At 39.5% G+C, this 22,065-nt stretch carries 14 protein-coding genes; 1 reads left to right on the top strand and 13 read right to left on the bottom strand.

Going from position 1 to position 22,065, the window contains the following annotated elements; genetic code table 11:
* A complete protein-coding gene (locus tag H0486_RS06205; RefSeq protein WP_228352175.1) occupies window positions 1–1,545 on the bottom strand; it encodes a glycoside hydrolase family 43 protein in 1,545 nt (514 codons plus the stop codon).
* A 44-nt stretch (window positions 1,546–1,589) separates the two neighbouring features.
* Window positions 1,590–2,255, bottom strand: coding sequence for a YkgJ family cysteine cluster protein (locus H0486_RS06200; RefSeq protein WP_228352174.1), 666 nt, complete (start codon window positions 2,253–2,255; stop codon window positions 1,590–1,592).
* A 345-nt stretch (window positions 2,256–2,600) separates the two neighbouring features.
* Between H0486_RS06200 and H0486_RS06195 the strand changes: the two genes are divergently transcribed.
* Window positions 2,601–2,822, top strand: a complete 222-nt coding sequence (locus H0486_RS06195; RefSeq protein WP_228352173.1) for a (2Fe-2S)-binding protein — start codon at window positions 2,601–2,603, stop codon at window positions 2,820–2,822.
* Window positions 2,823–3,017: 195 nt separating this feature from the next.
* On the opposite strand, the gene H0486_RS06190 is transcribed toward H0486_RS06195, so the two are convergent.
* The 11 genes from H0486_RS06190 to H0486_RS06140 form a co-directional block, all read right to left on the bottom strand.
* Window positions 3,018–3,602 (bottom strand): cytidylate kinase-like family protein, encoded by a 585-nt coding sequence (locus tag H0486_RS06190; RefSeq protein ID WP_228352172.1) that lies wholly within the window; start codon window positions 3,600–3,602, stop codon window positions 3,018–3,020.
* 21 nt (window positions 3,603–3,623) lie between these two features.
* Window positions 3,624–4,346: an amino acid ABC transporter ATP-binding protein gene (locus H0486_RS06185; RefSeq protein WP_228354373.1), complete on the bottom strand. Its 723-nt coding sequence runs from the start codon at window positions 4,344–4,346 to the stop codon at window positions 3,624–3,626.
* Window positions 4,347–4,353: 7 nt separating this feature from the next.
* On the bottom strand, window positions 4,354–5,022 hold the full coding sequence (locus tag H0486_RS06180) for an amino acid ABC transporter permease (RefSeq protein ID WP_228352171.1): 669 nt from the start codon (window positions 5,020–5,022) through the stop codon (window positions 4,354–4,356).
* Window positions 5,023–5,121: 99 nt separating this feature from the next.
* Window positions 5,122–5,901: a transporter substrate-binding domain-containing protein gene (locus H0486_RS06175; RefSeq protein WP_228352170.1), complete on the bottom strand. Its 780-nt coding sequence runs from the start codon at window positions 5,899–5,901 to the stop codon at window positions 5,122–5,124.
* A 361-nt stretch (window positions 5,902–6,262) separates the two neighbouring features.
* Complete coding sequence (locus H0486_RS06170) at window positions 6,263–7,759, bottom strand: leucine-rich repeat protein (protein ID WP_228352169.1); 1,497 nt, start codon at window positions 7,757–7,759, stop codon at window positions 6,263–6,265.
* Window positions 7,760–7,909: 150 nt separating this feature from the next.
* Window positions 7,910–9,100, bottom strand: coding sequence for an MFS transporter (locus H0486_RS06165; protein WP_228352168.1), 1,191 nt, complete (start codon window positions 9,098–9,100; stop codon window positions 7,910–7,912).
* A gap of 149 nt (window positions 9,101–9,249) precedes the next feature.
* Window positions 9,250–11,523, bottom strand: a complete 2,274-nt coding sequence (locus tag H0486_RS06160) for a glycoside hydrolase family 3 C-terminal domain-containing protein (RefSeq protein ID WP_228352167.1) — start codon at window positions 11,521–11,523, stop codon at window positions 9,250–9,252.
* Window positions 11,524–11,749: 226 nt separating this feature from the next.
* A complete protein-coding gene (locus H0486_RS06155; protein ID WP_228352166.1) occupies window positions 11,750–12,916 on the bottom strand; it encodes an MFS transporter in 1,167 nt (388 codons plus the stop codon).
* Window positions 12,917–13,185: 269 nt separating this feature from the next.
* Complete coding sequence (locus tag H0486_RS06150; RefSeq protein ID WP_228352165.1) at window positions 13,186–14,352, bottom strand: glycosyl hydrolase family 8; 1,167 nt, start codon at window positions 14,350–14,352, stop codon at window positions 13,186–13,188.
* A gap of 566 nt (window positions 14,353–14,918) precedes the next feature.
* The gene (locus H0486_RS06145) at window positions 14,919–15,680 is read right to left on the bottom strand and encodes a Fic family protein (RefSeq protein WP_228352164.1); all 762 of its coding nucleotides are present in this window, start codon (window positions 15,678–15,680) and stop codon (window positions 14,919–14,921) included.
* Window positions 15,681–15,940: 260 nt separating this feature from the next.
* Window positions 15,941–22,015: an Ig-like domain-containing protein gene (locus tag H0486_RS06140; RefSeq protein WP_228352163.1), complete on the bottom strand. Its 6,075-nt coding sequence runs from the start codon at window positions 22,013–22,015 to the stop codon at window positions 15,941–15,943.
* Between the last annotated feature and the right edge of the window lie 50 nt (window positions 22,016–22,065).

Below are 22,065 nucleotides of genomic sequence, written 5' to 3'. Positions count from 1 at the left end.
TTATATAATGTTATAAGCAAAATCCTCGAATTCCGCCATACCCCCTGTTTCATTGGTAGAAAACAGGAATAATCCAACCCGGCAGCCGACAAAGTGATCCAAACGGAAATAGAGCTTATGTGTAATTCCTAGCTTTAGCCATTCTCCGTCCTTCTCGTAGTAAAAGTTCACTTCATCAATATTGTCCACAAAATTGGCTCTAAGCTTAAGCCTTATCCGATTAGTATCCAAAGGAACTCTTCCGAATTCTACACCCGGATTCTGATCCCCCTCAGGATTACCCCAGATACCATCCGCTGGATCTAATTCCTTAGCACGCATAACCAGATAATATGCTCCGTTCTCCTTCGTTAACGCAATCCATCCATAGCATCCCTGTAATGCGCATATTCCCGCAAAATCTCCATCTCTTAAGGCACTGCCATCCACGGTTACCATCGCCTCACACTCAGGGCCGAACATACGTTGAGTCAAGGTATTTTGAGCGAGCTGAACATTGGAACTTAGCTTTCCTGAATAAATGCGATATGCCCCGGGTCTCTCGGTTACAGACCATAGCTGGTGAATCGGTTCATGATTCCACTGCCATACTTTCTTTAAACTGACTCTTCCCTCTTTATCGGGGATATAGTGAAAATCATCACTGCTCATCAATGGCTCATACTCGTAATTAGGACGGCTACTTCTTACATCCACTTCAATTGGCACTTTGCCATTTTCTCCGAATACAGGGAAATCATCTTCCCAATGAACAGGAATTAAGACAGGAATACGTCCTACCGCTCCATGATCCTGGAATAACATAGCATACCACTCTCCGTCCGGTGTGTCGACTATTCCACCCTGAGCAACACCTGAATTGTGGTAATTCATATCATCATCCACTACATCTTTTCCGATAAATTCCCCTTCCAGAGAGTCGGATACATAACAGCTTTCTGTTCTTCTCTTTGATCCTGTGGAAAGCCAGTGTATCATAAAAATATAGTATTTCCCATTAATTTTATATAAATGTGACCCTTCATAGCCTAAATCGACATCATTATTATCAGTAATAATAATACGGTTTAGTCCGCCTGGTTTCGGGCCAGTAAGATCTGACTTCAATTCTGTCAGATGAATCTGTGTATTTCCATATACTATGTAGACTCTGTCATCATCATCGAACAAGATTGAACAATCATGATAAAAGCCTTCTATATTCTGCTTCCGCCATGGTCCCATAATATCTTCCGATTGATACAAGTAGGTCTTTCCGGTATCGTTTGCTACAAACACTACGTAATACATCCCTTTATGATATCGTAGAGATGCTGCCCACATTCCTTTTCCGTAAATGCCATGCTTTCCTTCCAGCTTCTGTTCGGGGGTGCTGTCCAGTTTATCAAACACATAGCTGACGATCTCCCAGTGTACCAAATCGTATGATCGCATTATAACACCACCCGGCATAAAATGCATGGTGGTGCTGATCATATAATAGGTATCCTCCACTCGAATAACATCAGGGTCCGGAAAGTCTGACCAAATAATTGGATTCTTCATCCTTTAAATCCTCCTGTCTTAATCGTATTCTTAATCATCATAAACTAACTATTATTCACATTTCTCAGAGCCATTTTATGCCGCTCATGAAACTGAGAATAAAAATCTGTCTGGGGATCGTATGGCGTAACAAAGAATGTATTTAACAGAAACATATTCAGCTCTTTCATTTTATTATTATTTACCTGCGCTATAATATTCCTTGCTCGTTTCATTAAATTATGCCATTCTAAAATAAACTGCTCATTTTTCTTAATATCAGGAATATCGATCCACTTTTGGACTTTTACTTTTGATTTCGTACTTTTTTTACATTCATGGATTTGCAGAATATAGTACAGGTTATTCTCATCATAACACCTGCCAAGGGGAAATAACCTACAGATACCCGGTCGGAACGCATGAATATCACATCTGCCTTTCTCATTTAGGAACACGCAGCGCTCCTGATGACCTACCATTTTTAAATGTGGCAGAATGATTCCATCTATTACACTTAACTCAATTCTATCAGCCAAAAACTCCTCGAAGGTCATATTTAGGTTGATGGTTAAATTGTAGATATCCAGGGGATCGAGTGTTATAGAATTCCCCATACCCTGACAGCATGCAGAGCATCCTTCACAACCATTACAATCTGCTCTGACCATATCATTCAAACCATATTTTCTTCCATCAGAAATCTCTTCGAGTCGAACCTGTCTCTCCATGTTAAGTTCCTTTCATATATAAATCGGGTTAGCATCCTCGTACGTCTATTAAAATTCATTGATCTACTAAGTTATATTAGCATAATTTCTGATACGAATCCAGATAATATTCTCCCTATAGTACGGAGCTTCTAGAACTTCAATAAATCATGTATATTCAATAATTGGATGATAACACTGGATAAAAACATAAGAAAGAGGTAAAATAATAGGAGTAATCTTTATAAGCCAGATAACTTACTTCATACATATTAATCTTAATATTGGATTTGAATGATAACACGGAACATAGAGGATGCGAATTTAACAGGTATCTATTCCTCATACAAGAATAGGAGAACGTATATGGATAACACAGATTTAAATTCAGAAATTCTGGATAAGATGACAAAGGTATGTATATGCAAGGGAATCCCCCGATCCACTATAAAAAAAGTAATTCGAGAGGGTGCCACATCAATACAGGAAGTGCAAAAGGCAACCGGAGCCGGTTCTGGACCCTGTGGTGGTCGTCGCTGTACGCCAAAGATTCTTGGCTTACTTGAAGAATTGTCAGAAAATGAGTAATATACAAACGAATGCTCTTAAAAAGTGATTGATACAAGATGAAACATAGGAGCAATGCGATTTTATACGATAATCTAAAAATGGCTGTTGTCAAATGAGTGTCAGGGATTATTACTTAACATAATATCCCGCGGCTTCATCTTACAACAGCCAGTATTCTTATGCTGGTATTAGTATTCAGGAGTATCACTCCTATTATTGATTCGCAATGTGACATATGATATCCACACAGGCATCAATTCCAAGCTTTGATGTATTCAGGCATAGATCATAATAATCTGCCACCCCGAATTCCGTATTAGTATAGTAAAAGCAGAATTTTCTGCGCATTTTATCTATCCTACTCATTTCCTCACTAATTTTTGCTTCAGTCGCATCTGGCATTTTCGCCTTCATCCGTTCCAGACGCCAACCAGGGTCCGCATGGATGAATATATGAAGTCCGTAATCAAATTCCTTAAGTATGGTATTGGCATTACGTCCGACAATAACACAATTACCGGCTTCACCAATCCGTTTAATCACTTGTTTCTGGGCATCAAATAGTTTTTCGCTTAACGGCTTATTATAAAAATCAAACAGGCTTTGAGCAAACCCAAAATCCATCGGAACCTTTTCATCCCATCTCAATAGGCTATTCACATCAATATTGTATTCTCTGGCAGTCTTTAGAATTATCTCTTTATCGAAATATTCGTAATTCAGAGCCTTCGCTACATTTCGCCCTATCTCTCCTCCGCCGGCACCAAATTCACGGCTAATGGTAATAATCTTTTTCATTGAACTTCCCTCCAAAGCCGATTATAAAACCTTATTTAAGAAATCAATTGTTCTGTCTTCCTTAGGATGTAAGATTATTTCTTCTGGCGTTCCCTGCTCGACGATATAGCCCCCATCCATGAATACGATCCGATCCGCTACTTCCCTGGCAAAACCAATTTCATGTGTTACAACCACCATCGTCATACCATCTGCAACCAGTTCCTGCATGACCGCAAGTACTTCACCTACCATTTCTGGATCCAAGGCAGATGTAGGTTCATCAAAAAGCATAACGTCCGGATTCATCGCAAGTGCTCTTGCAATTGCCACACGCTGCTTTTGTCCTCCCGAGAGCTGCGACGGATAAACATCCGCTTTCGACTCCATTCCAACACGCCTAAGTAATTGCATTGCCTTATCTTTTGCCTCGTCCTTTGTCATTTTCTTAAGCTTAATCGGTGCATGAGTGATATTCTGCAAAACGGTTTTGTGTGGAAATAGATTAAAATGCTGAAATACCATGCCGATGTTCTCACGTACCTTATTAATATCGGTATGCTTGCTGGTGACATGGTTTCCATCAACTACAATCGTTCCGCTAGTAGCCATTTCTAATTGATTCAAACAACGGAGAAAGGTAGATTTACCGCTTCCGGAAGGTCCCAGTAATACTACTACTTCGCCTTCGGAAATATCAATACTAATATCTTTTAGTACTTCCAGGGAGCCAAAGCTTTTCTTCAAATTCTTTACATGAATCATAGTCTTTCTATCTTCCACGGCTCATCCTCCTTTCAACCCTTTTCGCAACCTTACTTAAGGTTATGATTACTACCATATACATTACACCAACAATTGCCCAGGTCTCCAGGCTCTTGAACGTGTTACCACTAATAGTTTTCCCCATATTGGTTAATTCCGGGAATCCAATAACAGATAATATGGAGGTATCTTTTAAGGTAATAATAAACTGGTTGATGATGGAAGGAATCATGGTTCGAATCGCTTGCGGTAGTACAATTGTCTGCATGCTCAGACGATAATTCAATCCAAGACTTCTACTGGCTTCCATCTGTCCCTTATCAACACTTTCAATACCCGCACGAATTATTTCCGCCATATAAGCGCCACAGTTCATGGCAAGAGCTATCGTTCCGGCTTGTAATGCCGTTAATCTAAAATCCTGTGCTCCAAGCATCTTTATTCCTGCCGGTAGGCCAAAATAAATAAAATACGCCAATACGATAAGTGGAACACCGCGAACACCATCAACATATACAACTCCAATAAAGTTCAGGAACCGATTCTTCCCAACATTCATTAATGAAAAAATCAATCCTATTATCATTGCAAAAAACAAGGATAATAGTGTGAGTAGCAAAGTCTTGCCCAATGCTCCCAGAAGCATCGAACCATAGGTTTGAATTATTGTTATCATTGCTTACCTTCCCCTTCATATTACGTATCTCATACGGCCTGAGAATAAGAACGTGAGCAACCTATTCAGGTCTCCCACGTCCATAAAATAAGTACACTATTATTTCAAATATTTATTCAGGATCTCATCATAGGTTCCGTTAGCTTTAATATTAGCAAGACCTGCATTGAACATATCCAGTAATTCCTGATCAGCCTTATCCATGATTGCAAAACCGTAAGGTGCGCCTTCACTTTCCATGCCCTCCGGTATTTTCAGCTTAAGGTCTCCTTCCTTAATGGAAGCGGCCATGATTGGAGTATCTTCCACACATGCAGCACTATTTCCAAGAATTACATCCTGGTACATTGTAGGGGAATCTTCAAATACGGTAACTGTGAATCCATATTCATCTTTCAGGCTGTTTGCAAAGTCCGCTCCAGCTGTTGCATTCTTTACTGCAACGTTTTTACCTCTTAAATCCTCAAAGCTAGTTATATCACTATCAGCAGCTACAACAAAGGTCTGTGTTGCATCAAAATATCCATCTGAGAAAATCCAGCCAGAATCGATACGTTCCTGCTTGATTGTTGCGCCTGCCATAATAGCATCAGCCTGACCTGCCTGAACAGCTGCCACTGCAGCATCCCATCCAAGGCTTTGTAACTCATACTGGAAGCCCTGATCCTCTGCGATTGCAGCCAGTAAATCCACATCAATACCTACAAAATCATTATTCTCATTCGTATACTCAAATGGCTTAAACACAGTATCTGTAGCTACAATCCACTTCTTATCGCTAGCCGCTTTGTTGGTATCTTTCTTATCTTTCGTGCCACAACCAGTCAACAGCGCACTAGCTAAAAGTACAGTACATAATACAGCAAATAACTTTTTCATAAATTCATCCTCCCTTTTCTAGGAATAGGTGCTTACTCTCCTATTAACTAATAAGACATAAGTTATCATAAATTATACAAAGCAAACATCCGTGTGGAATCTTAGACTTCTCACATATTCCTGATATTAAATTTAAAAAAATTGAGCTAAGGCCTTAATATATACACTTTGGCATTTAGTCTTTCGCTCAAATCATAGGCTATATTATATATAACATTCTATATAATGTCAAGATTGGTAATATAAAGTACTCTATATTGTATAGGTGTTTTATTGACTTTTGTTACCTAAATCATATACGATAAAAAAGACATTCTACAAGGATTATATTCATCCCAGTAGAATGTCCTATAATAAGCTTTTAGTTCGTAACTGTTACCTTAACCACTTTACGAAGTCCTGAGGTTCTTGTATATGCAACGACATATGCGGTACCCTTACTTTTTGTCTTAATGACACCTTTATCAGATACCTCAAGGATATCATTGTCGGAAGAAAGCCAGTAAATCGTTTCGTTGGACCCTTTCGTAAGGCTTCCCTTTAATGTTTTCTTCTGTGATACCTTCATTTTTAGACTAGTCGTATTTATGCTAAGCTTTGTCGATTTAGTAATATTCTTAGCTGCTACAACCGAAATCTTCGTTCCTAGAATGGACTTATATTTTTTGATTGCCGTTTGATTCACTTTAACGGTTGTGCCATTCTTAACTGCTGAGGCAATATTAGCGATTGGTTTCTTATTTAAGAATGTAACCAGCTTACATCCATATACTGATCTTTTTCCTATGGATTTTAATGAAGTTGGTAATATAATACTTGATTTATTCAGGTTTGTAAAATTGAATGCATCCTCCGATAATGTAGTAACCCCTTCCGGAACGTACACAAAACGAAGTCTACTCTCATAATTCTCATCTGTAATTAATCTGCTTGGAATAACCTTACAGTTCTTTGATAGAAATAATAATTCCACATCAATTCCAAACACATCGGATTCCATCTTGGTAACACTGTTCGGTACAATGACTACGGTTGCTTTGCATCCTACCAAACCAAACTTGCATAGCTTTGTCAATCTGTAGGTGTATCCGTTGTTTGTTACCGTATCAGGTAAGGAAACATAGGAAACATAAAGCATGTTCGTAATACCTATCAGCTGTACCTCACCAACACCTTCACCAGCAGGCTTTGTTACCTGATATATAAAACCATCCTTCTGAAAACATCCGTACTCCATATTATCATTAAGAGAAGTGGCTATAGTTGGTGTCATCGGAATGTTATGTTCATATATATCTGAGTAAACCGAATAATTCATGACCTGATGAATTACTTTCTCATACTCTTTCTCCATTCCTGATGGAACAAGATACAGAACGTCAAGATTTGTATCATTGTTTACTATCTCAACATCCACTTTTTCAGGCAATATCGTCTTCCCAAAGAATTCTATACAGGTTACATTAGGGAATACATAGACCGGTGATGAAATGATTCCGGAGAAGGTTTCCTCAACATTTAGTTTTGTTACCTTTCGATAGTTATCCTTATAATCTGCATTAGTATAGTACCTAAAGTTAATATCCACATTACGAACGGTATATTCTACACCATTAATAGTTACTTTCCCGGGAATACTTAATTCCTTCTGTTCATTCTGTAGCTCAACTCCAATAAGCGTTACTTCTTTCTTGGTTTCATTTGTTATCTGATAGCAATAAATGTCATCCTTATATACTGCTTCCTCCTTAGCATACACGATACTTGAAGTACGTATGATTGCGACAAAGAGAAATAGCATCAGAATGATTTTTATAGCCTTGTATGATTTGGCACGAATTAATTCATAACCAAACATAATGATCACCGTCCTTACTTTTACTTAATATTCCAAACCTTATTATATTTCTTAATATTGGCAAAAATAAGTCAAAACTGTAAAATTATGATAAAGTGCAAAATCATTATGGGTAAATTCAACTCATACTCACATACAGTTTAACACAAATTATACTGAACTATTATGTGACCTGCTCCTAATTAAGAAACGCAGCATACAGATTACGAGTAAGGTAGGGAATATCGTTGCTGTAAGGAGACCATAGTGAAGATTATTCGTGATATTGGCTACTAATCCTACGATACCTGGGCCTATGGTACAACCAGCATCTCCTCCAAGCGCCAGAATTGCAAACATAGCAGTTCCCCCCTGTGGATATGTTTTCGAAGACAGACTGAAGACTCCTGGCCACATAATTCCGACGGAAAAGCCACAAACGGCACAACCTAATAAAGAAAGAACAGGGCTGGGAGAAAACACCGCCACCAGATAACATATCATACACAGGATACTGCTTCCTGCTATCGTTTTCTTTAAATCCATTTTAGAACCGTAAAAACCATAAATCGTTCTTGCAATTCCCATTAATACAGCAAAAAAGCAAGGACCTAATAAATCTCCGAATGTCTTCGACACCCTCAGGCCCTCTTCCGCAAATAAAGAAGCCCACTGAGACATGGCCAGTTCCGATGCTCCTGAGCATATCATCAGTATGAATAATAACCAGAAAACCTTAACGGTAAACAGCTTACGAAGGGGTACCCTCTCATGTTCCTCCACTAATGGCCGCAGAGGTACTTTCATAAACAAAAACGCATTCGCCAGTGGTATTAACGACCAGATCATAGCGATATATTTCCAATGGTTTATACCGATTGTGTTAAAATAAAGAGTCGATAGAAGAACCACACTAACCTGTCCCCAGCAATAGAAGGAGTGTAGCATACTCATGGCAGATTCTTTCTCATCTCCGGGTAACGCTTCAACAACTGGGCTGACTACAACCTCAATAATTCCACCCCCGACAGCGTTGATTACAACTGATGTTGCCAAACCGAGCCATGGATCCGGGAACACCATGGGGAAAATCCCCAATCCCATTAAACCAATAAAGCAACATATATTAGCTATCATCATTGCGGTACGATAACCTATTTTATCAACGTACTTTGCTGACAGAAAATCCGTCAATATCTGAACACCAAAATTCATTACGATCAAGAGACTAATACGATCCAAGGAAATCTCGAATTGCCTCTGGAAAGTCACAAATAATAATGGTGCCAGATTATTAACTATTGCCTGCGTAAAAAGCCCAAGATAACTTGCGTATTTTGTATGTCTAAAAGTAAATGTCATTCTGTTCTACTCCTTAATGTATAACGCCGTCTTATTCTCTTACACTACAAAATCATATAGTATAATAGGAATAGAACGGCGCTAATTAATCTCTGTAGTTCCATCACTCAGGTATAAGCTTCAAGGCAGCTTCACCCGTATTGATCCTTTTAACGTTTATTCAATTTATCAATGATGCTATGAAGCTCCTCTATGCTTATCTCACCTGTACCAAAGCTGAGGATTCCTCGAATAGGAGAATATTTAATCATTGCCATCGTCATCTCCTTTGATACAGCACCTTCCTCCTCAGAATCCTGCTCTGTGTCACCTAATGTCAACATACTTCCTTTCATCAGCTCACCAATATACTGCTTCGCATACTCATCTTCCATTATATCACCAATCGTAGTATTCATTGTATATGTCACCGGAAGCTTTACCGTACTCTGAACAGATATCGTTTTTGAACATGGAAGATCCTTCGAGGAACCACCTATCAGAATCTCAAATTCACCGGTTTCCACATGCCAGTCATGAATCTCCGTATTCCAATAAGCAAAAGCTCTTTTATCAAGCTTGAAGCATACCTTCTTCGTCTCTCCCGGCCGCAGTTCTACTTTATCGAAGCCCTTTAACTCCTTCTCAGGACGAATTACTGTGCTTTCCACATCTCTAACATAAAGCTGAACAACTTCCTTACCTTCTCTGTTACCAGTATTGGTAACATCAACTGACACGGTTACAGTATCCTGATCCGTTATGGAGGATTTATCTACCTGTATATTGGAGTATGCAAAGGTAGTATAGCTAAGGCCATGTCCGAAGGGGAATAACACCTCCATCTTCTTCTTATCATAATAGCGATAGCCAACAAAAATACCCTCTCTATATTCTACTTTATCCTTCTCACCAATATAGAAAAGATAGGATGGATTGTCCTCTAGTTTAATTGGGAAGCTTTCTGGAAGCTTTGCACTAGGGTTCACTTTACCAAAGAGTATATCTGTACATGCTCCTCCGACAGCCTGTCCTCCCAGATAAGCCTCAACAATACCTTTTACATCATTTACCCAAGGCATCTCGACAGGAGATCCGTTATGCAGCACAACTACCGTATTAGGCTGTGCCTCTGCAACTCTTCTTATTAATTCATTCTGGCAATTCGGCATACGCATATGGCTTCGATCAAAGCCCTCTGATTCGAAAGCATCCGGTAATCCGGCAAAGATAACAGCAACTTTTGCTTTCTTCGCTGCCTCTATTGCTTCCTTTATCAATGTCTCATCTATTTCATCCGTATCATCATTAAAGCCCTGTGCAAAGGTGATATTCTTCTTGTGCGATACCATATCCCAGACAGAGGTCACCTTATGACTGTTGATATGTGAGCTTCCACCGCCCTGATATCTTGGCTTCTTCGCATACTTACCAATAAATGCTATCTCATCTTCTTCATTTAGTGGTAGTATTCCATCATTTTTCAATAATACAATCGTCTCTTCCGCTATCTTTCTAGCTATTTCATGATCTTTATCAAGATCAAAGACTGCATTGGGATCTCTGTTTTCAACAAAACGATAAATAATGTTAAGAATTCTTTCACAGGCTTGGTCTACTACTTCTTCCGATAAAGTGCCATTCTTTACTGCTTCTACTATAAGCTTGTCATTCATGCCATGGGAAGATGGCATCTCCAGATCCAGACCGGCTTCCAGATTCTTCACTCTGTCACTGACTGCTCCCCAGTCACTGACTACATATCCATCGAAGCCCCATTCCTCTCGTAGGATCTTAGTCAGATATTCCTTATTCTCCCCTACGTAAACGCCATTAATTCTGTTATAGGAACACATTACAGTCCAGGGCTTTTCTTTCTTAATAGCTCCCTCAAAGGCTGCAAGATAAATCTCTCTCAGGGTTCTTTCATCCACCTCGGAGGAAGAGCTCATTCTTCTTGTCTCCTGATTGTTGGCCAGATAGTGCTTGATACTTGTTCCGACATTCTTACTCTGTACTCCCTTTATCAGAGCTCCTGCAATTTCCGTTGCAAGGTACGGATCTTCTGAATAATATTCAAAATTTCTACCACAAAGCGGTGAACGCTTAATATTGGTAGCTGGTCCTAAGATTACACTTACTCCTTCTGCCTGACACTCATTTCCCAGAGTTTCTCCCATCATAGTAATCAGATCCCGATTAAAGGAAGCTGCTGTACCACAACCAGCCGGGAAGCATACTGCCTCAATACTATCATTGACACCCAAATGGTCCGCTTTATCAGACTGCTTTCTGAGTCCATGAGGGCCATCAGAAACCATTACAGATGGTATTCCAAGCCGTTCAACCGCTTTCGTACGCCAGAAATCAGCGCCTGAACACATCCCTGCCTTTTCTTCCAAAGTCATTCTTGAAATTAATGCTTTGATATCTTCTGTTTTCATATAAACCTCCTTATAATTATATAATTTATCAGCTTACTAAGTGCTGCTGTATCTTTATAGAAATCTCATCGTTTTCACTAAAAACGTCTATATAAATCATAGCAGAATCGAGATGAAATAGCAATCTGAACAATACTTTCATAGCATCTCCCCAACGCTATCAATATAATCCTTCAAAACCGAAAGCACGATATTATTAAGATATCCAATAAATTATAATATTAATTTACTGAGCTTCCTGTTCAGGTGCCTTCCGATAAAATATAGCAGTTGCCAGGATACCTAATAATAACAATACAATACTCAGAACAAAGGGTAATATTCTTGAGATATCACTGAGCAGTCCACCTATGTATCCAAACGGCACACTTACTAGCATAACGGTGGTCTGTAGCAACGCCATTATTCCGGAACGCTGAGCTGGATCAACATGAATAGCAACCAAGGACTCTCGAAGTGTACTTAAAACAGCCACACCAAGTGCTTCAAAAACCAATGAAATCGATAATATAACATAACCTAGTACGCTGGTCTCTGTTATAGAGATCAGTAATACACAACCAATAATGGAGCTTATGAAACCTCCATACAGAGGCCATTTCAGCTTTGCTTGATTAATACGCGCTATGATTGTAAAGAAAAGAAATATGGAAAGTATGCTTCTTGCCATGGGGAACACAGGTAACAGGGTATCCGGAATACCAATACGGCGGGATGCAATAATCTGCCAGAAGGTCATACCAAGCATCGCTACGATTTCCACCAGGATACTAATTACGATAGCAAACTTTGTACCACGTGAGGTAACTATTTTATGTAAAGCTCCCTTATATCCGGACAACATTTCTCTCCAGGACAGACCCTTCGTTTCTTCACAACGTATTTTTCCTACGGCTGTTTCTGTTGAGAATCTATATAGAATTAATAGCTTTGCTGTCATAACGACAAACGCATTAATATAAAGTATTCGTATTGCCGGTACCAGTGTGAGCTGTGATACAAGTACGGAGGAAATCGGAGCAAAAAGTGCCGAAAGATTACCAGCTATTATTACCCAGGAATAAATATGCGTTATTTTATCCTTCGGAGCGTCCTCCACAAGAAGACAGTCCCAGGATACCGTAGTGATCTTCATTGTACCATTCAGTAATGCTGCCACGACAAAGAACCAAAAGCCCTGGCTTGATGCCCATATTAAGCAGGGAATACTCCAGGCCAGGAAGTCGAATATCATGGTACTCTTTCTTCTTCCCAGTCTATCAACTATGGCGCCTGATAGAAATGCGCATATCATCTGTGAAAACATATAAATCGAAGATATGATTCCCACCTTAACATCACTCATGCCTAATGCCAGCATATATACGGAGGCATAGGGCAGACACAAATTCATGGAGAGTCCCCACATTGGTTCCGTATATATACACGCCCGTGGATTACCTCGTAATTCAAAAAGAGTGCGTAATAATTGATGATTACGTAATATATTTCGAGTCTTTTTCATCTTATTATTGTCCTTTCTCTTATGTAAAAAAACCTCCCCACCACTAGTAGATGAGGAGCTTTTTCTATATGATTATTATATCTGTTAATTACAATAAAAGCAATTCAAAAAAAGCATTTTTGATAAATATTGCTACTATTTTATATGGTACTTGCTTGTTATTTGTAAATACGATATTTCCCACTAAGAGCCAACATGGCAAACAGATATAAACAATTATCATAATAGCGTCTTTCACCCAATCTAAGTGGAGTATCCCAGAACTTTCTCACACATACTTCCCAATTCTGACCTTTAGCTGCTAACGATGCTTCTGCATTGGTAGCTATAATTGCTACTGGATGCATCGCATTACCCGGAAGTATTCTGCCATCCAGTTCATAAATACCATCTGGAATAAAAGGAACGGTATTGCAGAAGAAATACTGAAGCTTATCAGCCAATTCACTATGCCAATCATCAGGATTGTCCATGTTCTTACTAAACCAACTGTAATCCATGGCAATATTCGCTATGGTACGATAAGCATCCGAATAATATAAGTCTCTACGCAGAAAACCAAACTGCGGTCTTGTCATCGGATTACCATTAAATTCAGAGCATTCCGGATTCAGACCGGTTACCGGGTTACAAGCCTTTTTCAGAAACTCTCTACTGGCTTGTGCTGCTTCCTTCCAGAACTGTCTGTCCTCTTCATCCGCCCATAATGCAAATAACTCATAGAAATGCGGAAGATGATAGGAAGCATCCGTGTAATCGCATTCCGCAACGAATTTGATCAGCTTTGTTTTCGGATCCCACATGGGAGAACCGGTATTCGGCTTTTCACCCTTATGAACACAGTCTCTAAGAATGGTACGTGCTTCCTTGGAATAATTATAGATTCCCTCTCCATCACCCCATCTTTTTGATGCGAAAAATAGGGCCATTGCAAAATATTCCTCACCGTCCGGAGCTGCACCTTGATAATTTCTGGTACCATCCAGCTTACATGACCAGGCGAAATAACCTTTTTGGTCTGTGTCATCATCATGATACATATAGGTCCTTGACCATTTCCATATACGATCAAACTCTTCTTTTCGATCCATCTGAACACACATCATCATTCCATAGGACATACCCTCAGAACGAACATCATTATTACCGGTATCAACAATATATCCCATATCATCTCCTACCGGATGATAAATTCGCTCCTCATCCTTGCCATAGAACATGGTCTGAAAGGTCTGTTCCACTCTTGCATTAATCTCATCCTCTGAGTAACCAAGCTCTTTAAAAACATTGCGGTATTCGTTGCTATAAAAAGCGCCCTGTCTCATAGTAACCTCCTAGTACTTAATATATAAATCAATTTTTTAATTCAAATACTTTATTCCAATAAACATCATAACTAGGCTCCATTATAGTATACATTAATAGAATTTAAAATGTAGAATCCAATCAATTGTTATGCGTATATAAATGTATTATTTTAGCTTCCTGTTAAAATTAATTAAATCTTTTTATATCTGTATCGCGTTCCAAGGAAAGAACAAAGCATTATGTAAATTATCCACTAGTTATATTAATTCATATATTTATTAGATATAATAAAGCATAAATTAAGCCCACAAATATAAATTTGTGGGTTCAAATCATAAGGTGTACTTTTGCTGTTGGATATATGAAAGTTGTTTCATTCTATTCTGGGAATAACCATCTGCATTAATAGCCCTGTCTCATCACACATTGGATTTTCTGGTATGGCTTCAAAATCACCTTGATAGGCTAAATTAGCTGTAACCGAAAGACAAACCCCTGACTATATACCATAATACAATTATATCCTTGCATATGCCCTCCGGTCTGTTATAATTTTATATATCGATCTACATTATAACCCAGACTATCCTATTCCTAATACTTTACAACAATCCTTCTCTGCATCAACGACGCACTCTGCTATTAACTCAATCAGCGGATCTATATTCGGATTATTCTGTCTTTGAGAAAATGCCAATGCTTCGATGTATGAATCTCGTAGTTCAGGAGGGATCGAAGTTACTCCATACCCTGCATTAATCAATAGTAAATTCATTAAAAGCCTTGCTACTTTTCCATTACCTTCATTAAACGGTTGGATGTCTACGATTCGTTTATGACATATGGCAGCATACTCGATTGGATGCAATAGGCTTTTCGAGCTTTTCATTTGATTAATAAAATGCTCCATTAGATGAGGGACATCCTCTGCCTTGGGTGGTAAATAATTCATTTCAGATATATAAACCTGAACCTTTCTATATTGCCCGGCTTCTTCCGGGTTCAACGTATGATAGAGCAATGAGTGTAATCTTTTTACAGTATCCTCTGTAATATCAAATGGTTTTGTTTTCGCCACAGATAGTATGTAGTCATAGGCTTCTGCATGTCCAGCCACTTCATGATATTCTTTCACCGGCTTCCCCTCAGTAGTAATGCCACTATTTAAAAATGTCTCTGTCTCCTTTATGGTAAGCGTATTTCCTTCGATAGAATTACTGCTGTAGGTAAATAGAATCCGTATATAATTATCTAATTCTATTCGTTTCTCTTCACGATATGGCTTGTTCGTTTCGAGTAAATGTTTATAATGATCTGCTGTATCAAACAGTTCTTGCCTTCTCATGTTCATATCCTCCTATGTGATGATAGATTTACTTCACTAGTCTCAATAATAAATAGATATCAAATAATATGTCAATACATAGATCATATTATTAAATATCTATTTATTATTAATATCTTTTTTAGGATACTAAAAGGGGCTATTAGAAATGTGTAAACAAGGATTATGGCTTACCATAATTCCTAATAACTCATTTTAAAACAGCCCCTAAATAAGTACTTGCTAATCGTATGCTTTACGATAACCCGAAAGGAATATACTTAAGGTTGAGTCGGTTTCGCTGATACGACCGAGGAGTAATCTCCATATACCTTCTTCTTGTCAATCAAGCGATATGCTCTAACCTTATAGTAATACTTCTTGTTCGTGGTAAGCTTTTTACTAGTATAACTGGTTGATGTAGTTTCAGCCAGCTTTTTATAGGTTCCATTCTTGGAGGTTGCTTGATAAATCACATACTTTGTTGCTCCTGCTACTGTATCCCATGTGAGCTTTACACTGTTTTTACCTGTGGAAACTGCCTTGAGGTTACCCGGTGCGGTAATCGGATAAGGTGCCTCAACAGCTGTGTCATCAACGGCAGCTGTCGGGACATTCGTGTATTTATTATATATGCTGTAGAGCAACGCTGCTGCCTCTGCCCGTGTTGCATTCTCATTGGGCTTTAATTTATTACTGGAGCTGACAGTCAGTCCATTCTTGACAAGCGATGCAAGGCTGCTTCTTGCATAGTCGGCAATATCCTCTTTGTCTTTGAACTTATCTAATACCGTATTATCCTTCGTAATCTTCAGGCCTTGGCTGATCATGAGAGCCCTGGTAGTCAGTACCATCATATCCTGTCGGGATATTTTATCCTTCGGATGAAACAGGTTATCCCTATCGTCCAAGATGATATTCAGTTTTCTAGCGATACCCACTGCTTCGTAATAGGATGCGTTCGGTTTAACATCATCAAAGTTATCATCAAGGGTCGCAGTAAGATTAAGAGTTCTTACAAGCCATACGATATAGTCCGCTCTGGTAATTTTCTTTGCCGGCGAGAAAGTACCATCACCGGTTTCGTCCATAATACCTTTAGCAACCAAGACATCGATCGCTTTTTCAACCCATTTTACGTCATTAAGGTCATTGAAGTTCTTGTCTACATATGCTACCGCATAATCACTGAAATGGGTAACAAAGAATTTAACGGTGCCTGTAGCCGGGTCATAACGGCCATTTGGTACTGCAACCACTTTGTTATTACTATCAATATACCAAACAACAATGTTCTCGTAATTAGCGAGCTCTTCGCCGGAGGGTTTATAGGGTATGGATACCGCTATCGGTGCATTAGGATTATTCCATTCCACCAGTTTGCCATCAATGGACAATGAAAGTTGAATAACAGGTTTGTCACCAATAGCATCCTTAACCTTCTTAGGTAAATTGGTCTTATCACTTTGGCTAATAGTAATTTCCGCCTTAGTCCCCTTTGTATCGGCGCTATTGCTCAGGTTCTTAATTCCTGCTAACATATTGGACGGAATATTTATACTGCCTGCATCACTATGGAGTATAATTGACCTTTGTCTTTTCGAAGTGGACAGGCTTGGAACAGGAATACCAAGAGTATAGGAATTAACACCGCTTATGGATGGCATATTAATAGTCACAGATTCCCCATTTGATAGCAGACTGTTGCTCGTATCAATGTTAACACTTACTCTTCCTGTCTTATTATCAACACTGGCCGGTAGCAAAGAGGTCTGACCGCTATCTGTTTTAACATTTGCATTATATGTCGGAGTATTAGGTGTTGTGGATGCAGTACCCGCACCGCCTCCGCCTCCCTCTGACTGGCTTGTTCCGGTATTCGGGAACACTGCTGTGACAATGCCCGAATTAGCTTCATTGGTCGTTGTTGCTCCAGCTACAGTGAAGAAGTTCTCAGTTATTCCGCTCAATGTATAGCCTGTCTTAGGTGTCAGGGTAATGGTAGCGGTATAGACCGTATTGGAGGCAAATGAGGTGACTACCGGACTCCAAGTAACCATTCCTGTATACTGTGCTGTCTCGGTGATAGCAATCACTGGTGTTCTCCCTATCCTAGGTACTTCAACTCCTGTAATTGCTGCTATCGTTATCGGAGAAGGAATAATTACAAGACCTCCAGTAATTGATTTGTTATAAGCGACATAGGTATCATCCTCTGCTCTACTAATTACAACATTATAACTTCCCGGGCTAACAGGATCAACATTGCTTGAGCCCTGATTATAGGTAATTATGAAGTTATCATCCGGCATACCACTTATTACAAAACTCTTTTTCACTCCATCATACAAATATTCCTGTATGTCCTCCGTGATGGATACCTGGTTTTTTGCTACCCAATTGGCATAAATATTTGAATCGCTGGTAACCTTATCACTCGCAAAATTCCATGGATTAATACACTCTGCTTCTTTGTACCAGCCTTCGAAGCGATACCCGGTTCGTGTCGGATTAGTTAATGGCTTAGTGATTGCACTACCATATGGAACATTCGCCAGAGTAGTATATACTCCTTCTGAATCGTAATTATAGTTGTAAGTTACAGTAAGCGGTGCAACATAGGTCGTAACCCAGAGATTTGATCCTGTATTCGTGTTGCCGGTCGAATCCGTAACCATCCCTTCCGGAATAGCTACCGATACCTCTCCATCAGTTGCAGGTGTAACATCTACTGTAAAATTCGCTCCGCTTCCACTAAAATTACTCATTGTGCCGTTTGTGACTGTAATATCACCGGCTGTAAATCCTGTCACAGGCTCAGTGAAGTTTATATTAATCTGTATTGGTGTATCACCTGTCGGATTAGGCGATGTACCGAATACAGTAACAGACGGCCGAATGCTGTCATAGTTTATACTGATCGGCTGAGCAGCAGTATTATTATTACCCGCTGCATCCTGTACCCTTCCGCTATCCATACTCACAGTCACCGTTCCCTGGGCTAAAGGAAGAATCGATACTGAATAAACTTGCCCGTCCCCAAACCAACTAGAAACAGAGCCATTCACTATAGTTATGTCATTTAAATCAAAACCGGATACCGTTTCACTAAACTCGATTCGAAAATCGATGGATGATTCATTAGTCGATTCTTTGCCCTCAAATGTTCCATCTAATAGTATGGTTACTGAAGGTTGTGATGTCTCCAGTATGATATCATCATGTATATCATAAGTTGTCTCATTGCCGGTAGCATCCTTATATTTTACATATACTCTTTTATTACCATCGCCTGAGCTTAAGGTAAAGTTCTTGTTGGTATGATAAGCCTCATAGCTAGCTCCATCAAAATTCTCGTCTTCACTTATCATCATCACAGTCGCACCCGATGCAAAGAATGACAATATAACTTCTCTACTGTTCGTATAGGAATCACCGCTGTTGATTTGAACTATCCCCAACGTAGGAGCCTCAGTATCATAATTTATGGAATACTCAGTTAGTGAATTACCATTACCGACCTGATCATGTACTGTATCCGCAACTATCGTTATTGTAAATGTAATATCTACTATACCTGCTATATTCGGACTCAGTATAAAAGTATATACTGTCCCATCTCCACTAAAATCACTGATATCACCGGTAGTAACAATTTTACTTATACTAAAATCCGTTACAGGCTCACTAAAGGTTATTGTAATCGGAATCGAATTACTATTGGTTGGATTTGGGCCGGTAGTTACAATTTCTATCGTAGGCCTATCCATATCCAATATTATGGAATCACTGATTACTTCACTCTGATTGCCTGCCTCATCCTTGAACTTGACATATACCGTTTTATTACCTGATCCGGCGCTTAGTTCAAGGCTCTTATTTGTTGCATATGCTTCATAACTAGCTCCGCTAAAATCGCTGTTCTCACTTATTATCATATAGTCCGCATCTGTGGCAGATAGAGTCAGCGTTGCAGTGGAACTATTCGCATAGGTTGCACCACCGTTAATACTTACTGTCCCACCAGTGGGTGGCAGAGAATCGTATGTTATTCTGAACTGAAGTGGAGCCATATTATCATTGCCGACTATGTCCTGAACTGCTCCATTGGCCATATCCAGTGTCACATCACCATCTGCTGCAGGTGTAACATTCACAGTATACACAGATCCGAATCCCAATAATGAGCTGATAGTACCATTCCCTACTACAATATCATTTTCTGTAAAGCCTGTTACATTCTCACTGAAGATTATTGCAACCGAAAATGGTGACTTACTCGTTGGATTTTGCTCTGATGAGCTGAAAAAGACTATGGGGATCGTTGCATCCAGTATAATTGTACTACTGATTGCTTCCGTCTCATTCCCCGCTGCATCCTTGAATTTTACGTATACGGTTTTTTCACCATCTCCATTACTTAATTCAAAGTTTACGCTTGTAGCATATGGTTGATAGCTTGCGTCCGTAAAGGTAACGTCCTCACTGATTATCATTTGCACTGCATCTGTCGCAGACAACGTTAAAGTGACAAGCGTATCTGTCGTATTGGGTGCTCCACCATTGATGCTTATGGTTCCATCCGTGGGTGGTACATTATCGTAGTTAATGGTAATCTGAGCCGCTGCGTTGTTGGAGTTCCCGGCAGCATCCTGCGCTACACCTGCCGGTACATCAATTGTAACTACTCCCTGGCCCGAGGGTGTTATATTGACTGTATAGGTTGAATCACTTCCAGAAAAGCTACCTGCCAAAATGGTACCGTTGTTAATAAGAATATCGCTTCCAGTAAAGCCTGTTACCGGCTCGTTAAAGGTTATTGTCACCGGAATAGGTGATTCTTTGGCTATTCTAGGTTCCAAGAGTCCCGGGGTATCAATTTCTACGTTGGGTTTCATGGTATCAATCGTAATACTGAAGCTCCCGCTCAATGACCAGTTACCTGCTTCATCCTTTTCCTGTACATAAAGCACATGTTCCCCATCCGGAAGAGAACTACCAGGAGTATAGCTGTTTCCTGAAGTGAGTGTCGAGAATGTTGACAAATCGTTATCATCCAATTTATATCTGTAGTCTCCAATTCCTTCTCCGCCTGATGACCAGGTCCAGGTCGGCGTACCGGTTGTTACCGGTGTTGTTCCTGTAACAATTGGCATATTCGGAGGTGTTGTATCAATCACTATTTCATAGCTTCTGCTTGACGACCAGTTACCTGCATCATCCCTCTCCTGTACATAAAGAATATGGCTTCCATCCGCTAACGGGCTCACGGGGGTAAAACTTGTTGAAGTTGTTAATGATGCTCCGGCGGATAAATCACTATTGTCCAGCTTGTATCTATAATTACCGTTTCCTCCACCGCCAGATGTCCAATTCCAGGTTGGGGTCGGGTCATTGGTTAATATTGATGCTGACCCCAATGGAGCATTGGGAGATATCGTATCAACAGTAATCGTATATGTTCCAGATGGTGACCAATGTCCAGCTCCGTTGCTTTCCTGGACATACAGCGTATGACTACCATCCATTAACGGAATTTCCGACGTATAGCTCGTATCAACTGTCTCAATAGCCCCGATCGATAAATCACTATTGTCCAGCCTATATCGGAAAATACCGTTTCCATTACCTCCTGATGACCAATTCCAAGTAGGAGTAGTATCATTGATATAAGCTGTTCCTGTGACAATAGGAGCAGCTGCCGCCGGTACATACTCAATGACGAGCTTTGCCCATTTACTAGCATCAGGATGCTGATTACATACAAAAGCAAAATCATCATCAAAAGTCCCTTCTCGACCAGTAAGAACATATACTGCCTTATCATCTCCATTGTCCACTCTGGCTTGTATGTCACTTGTCACATCGAAGCTTATCGGTGAATTGACATGGGCAGCAGTAATCGGAAAATTACTATATATTGCTTCTTCCGGATCAAATGCAGGAAATGATGTACTAGTATCATACTCATTCCAGGTACTGTCTGATGTAGGTATAACGTTAACAACAGGATTCCCGTTAACCTCTACAATATATAACTCTAATGACGCACTCTGGATAGTACCTGTTATGTCAGACAAGTCTAACTTCACTGCCGCACGTTCATAAGTTAAAAGAAAGGCACTATAACTACTTCCTACATAATTAACTATATAAGAGCCATCAGTACTAGGTATTGTATACATAGGTTCTATAAATGCATTTCCTACCCTCATACTATCCGTCGCAATATCCTGAAGAAAATTATCATTATCAATGATTACTGCAGCCTTTATATTAGCTGGTAATAAAAAGAAAAAGAAACTAAGTAGAAATATAAAACATATATAACGTGAAATTGCTCTTCTTTTATACATAAACCTCTCACTTTCCAATATCCGATATTTACATACTGTTACTGACAATA

This window comes from Variimorphobacter saccharofermentans (assembly GCF_014174405.1).
Classification (GTDB): domain Bacteria; phylum Bacillota; class Clostridia; order Lachnospirales; family Lachnospiraceae; genus Mobilitalea; species Mobilitalea saccharofermentans.
The sequence above is the reverse complement of the archived record's forward strand: the minus strand, read 5'-3'. Positions and strand labels throughout refer to the sequence as shown.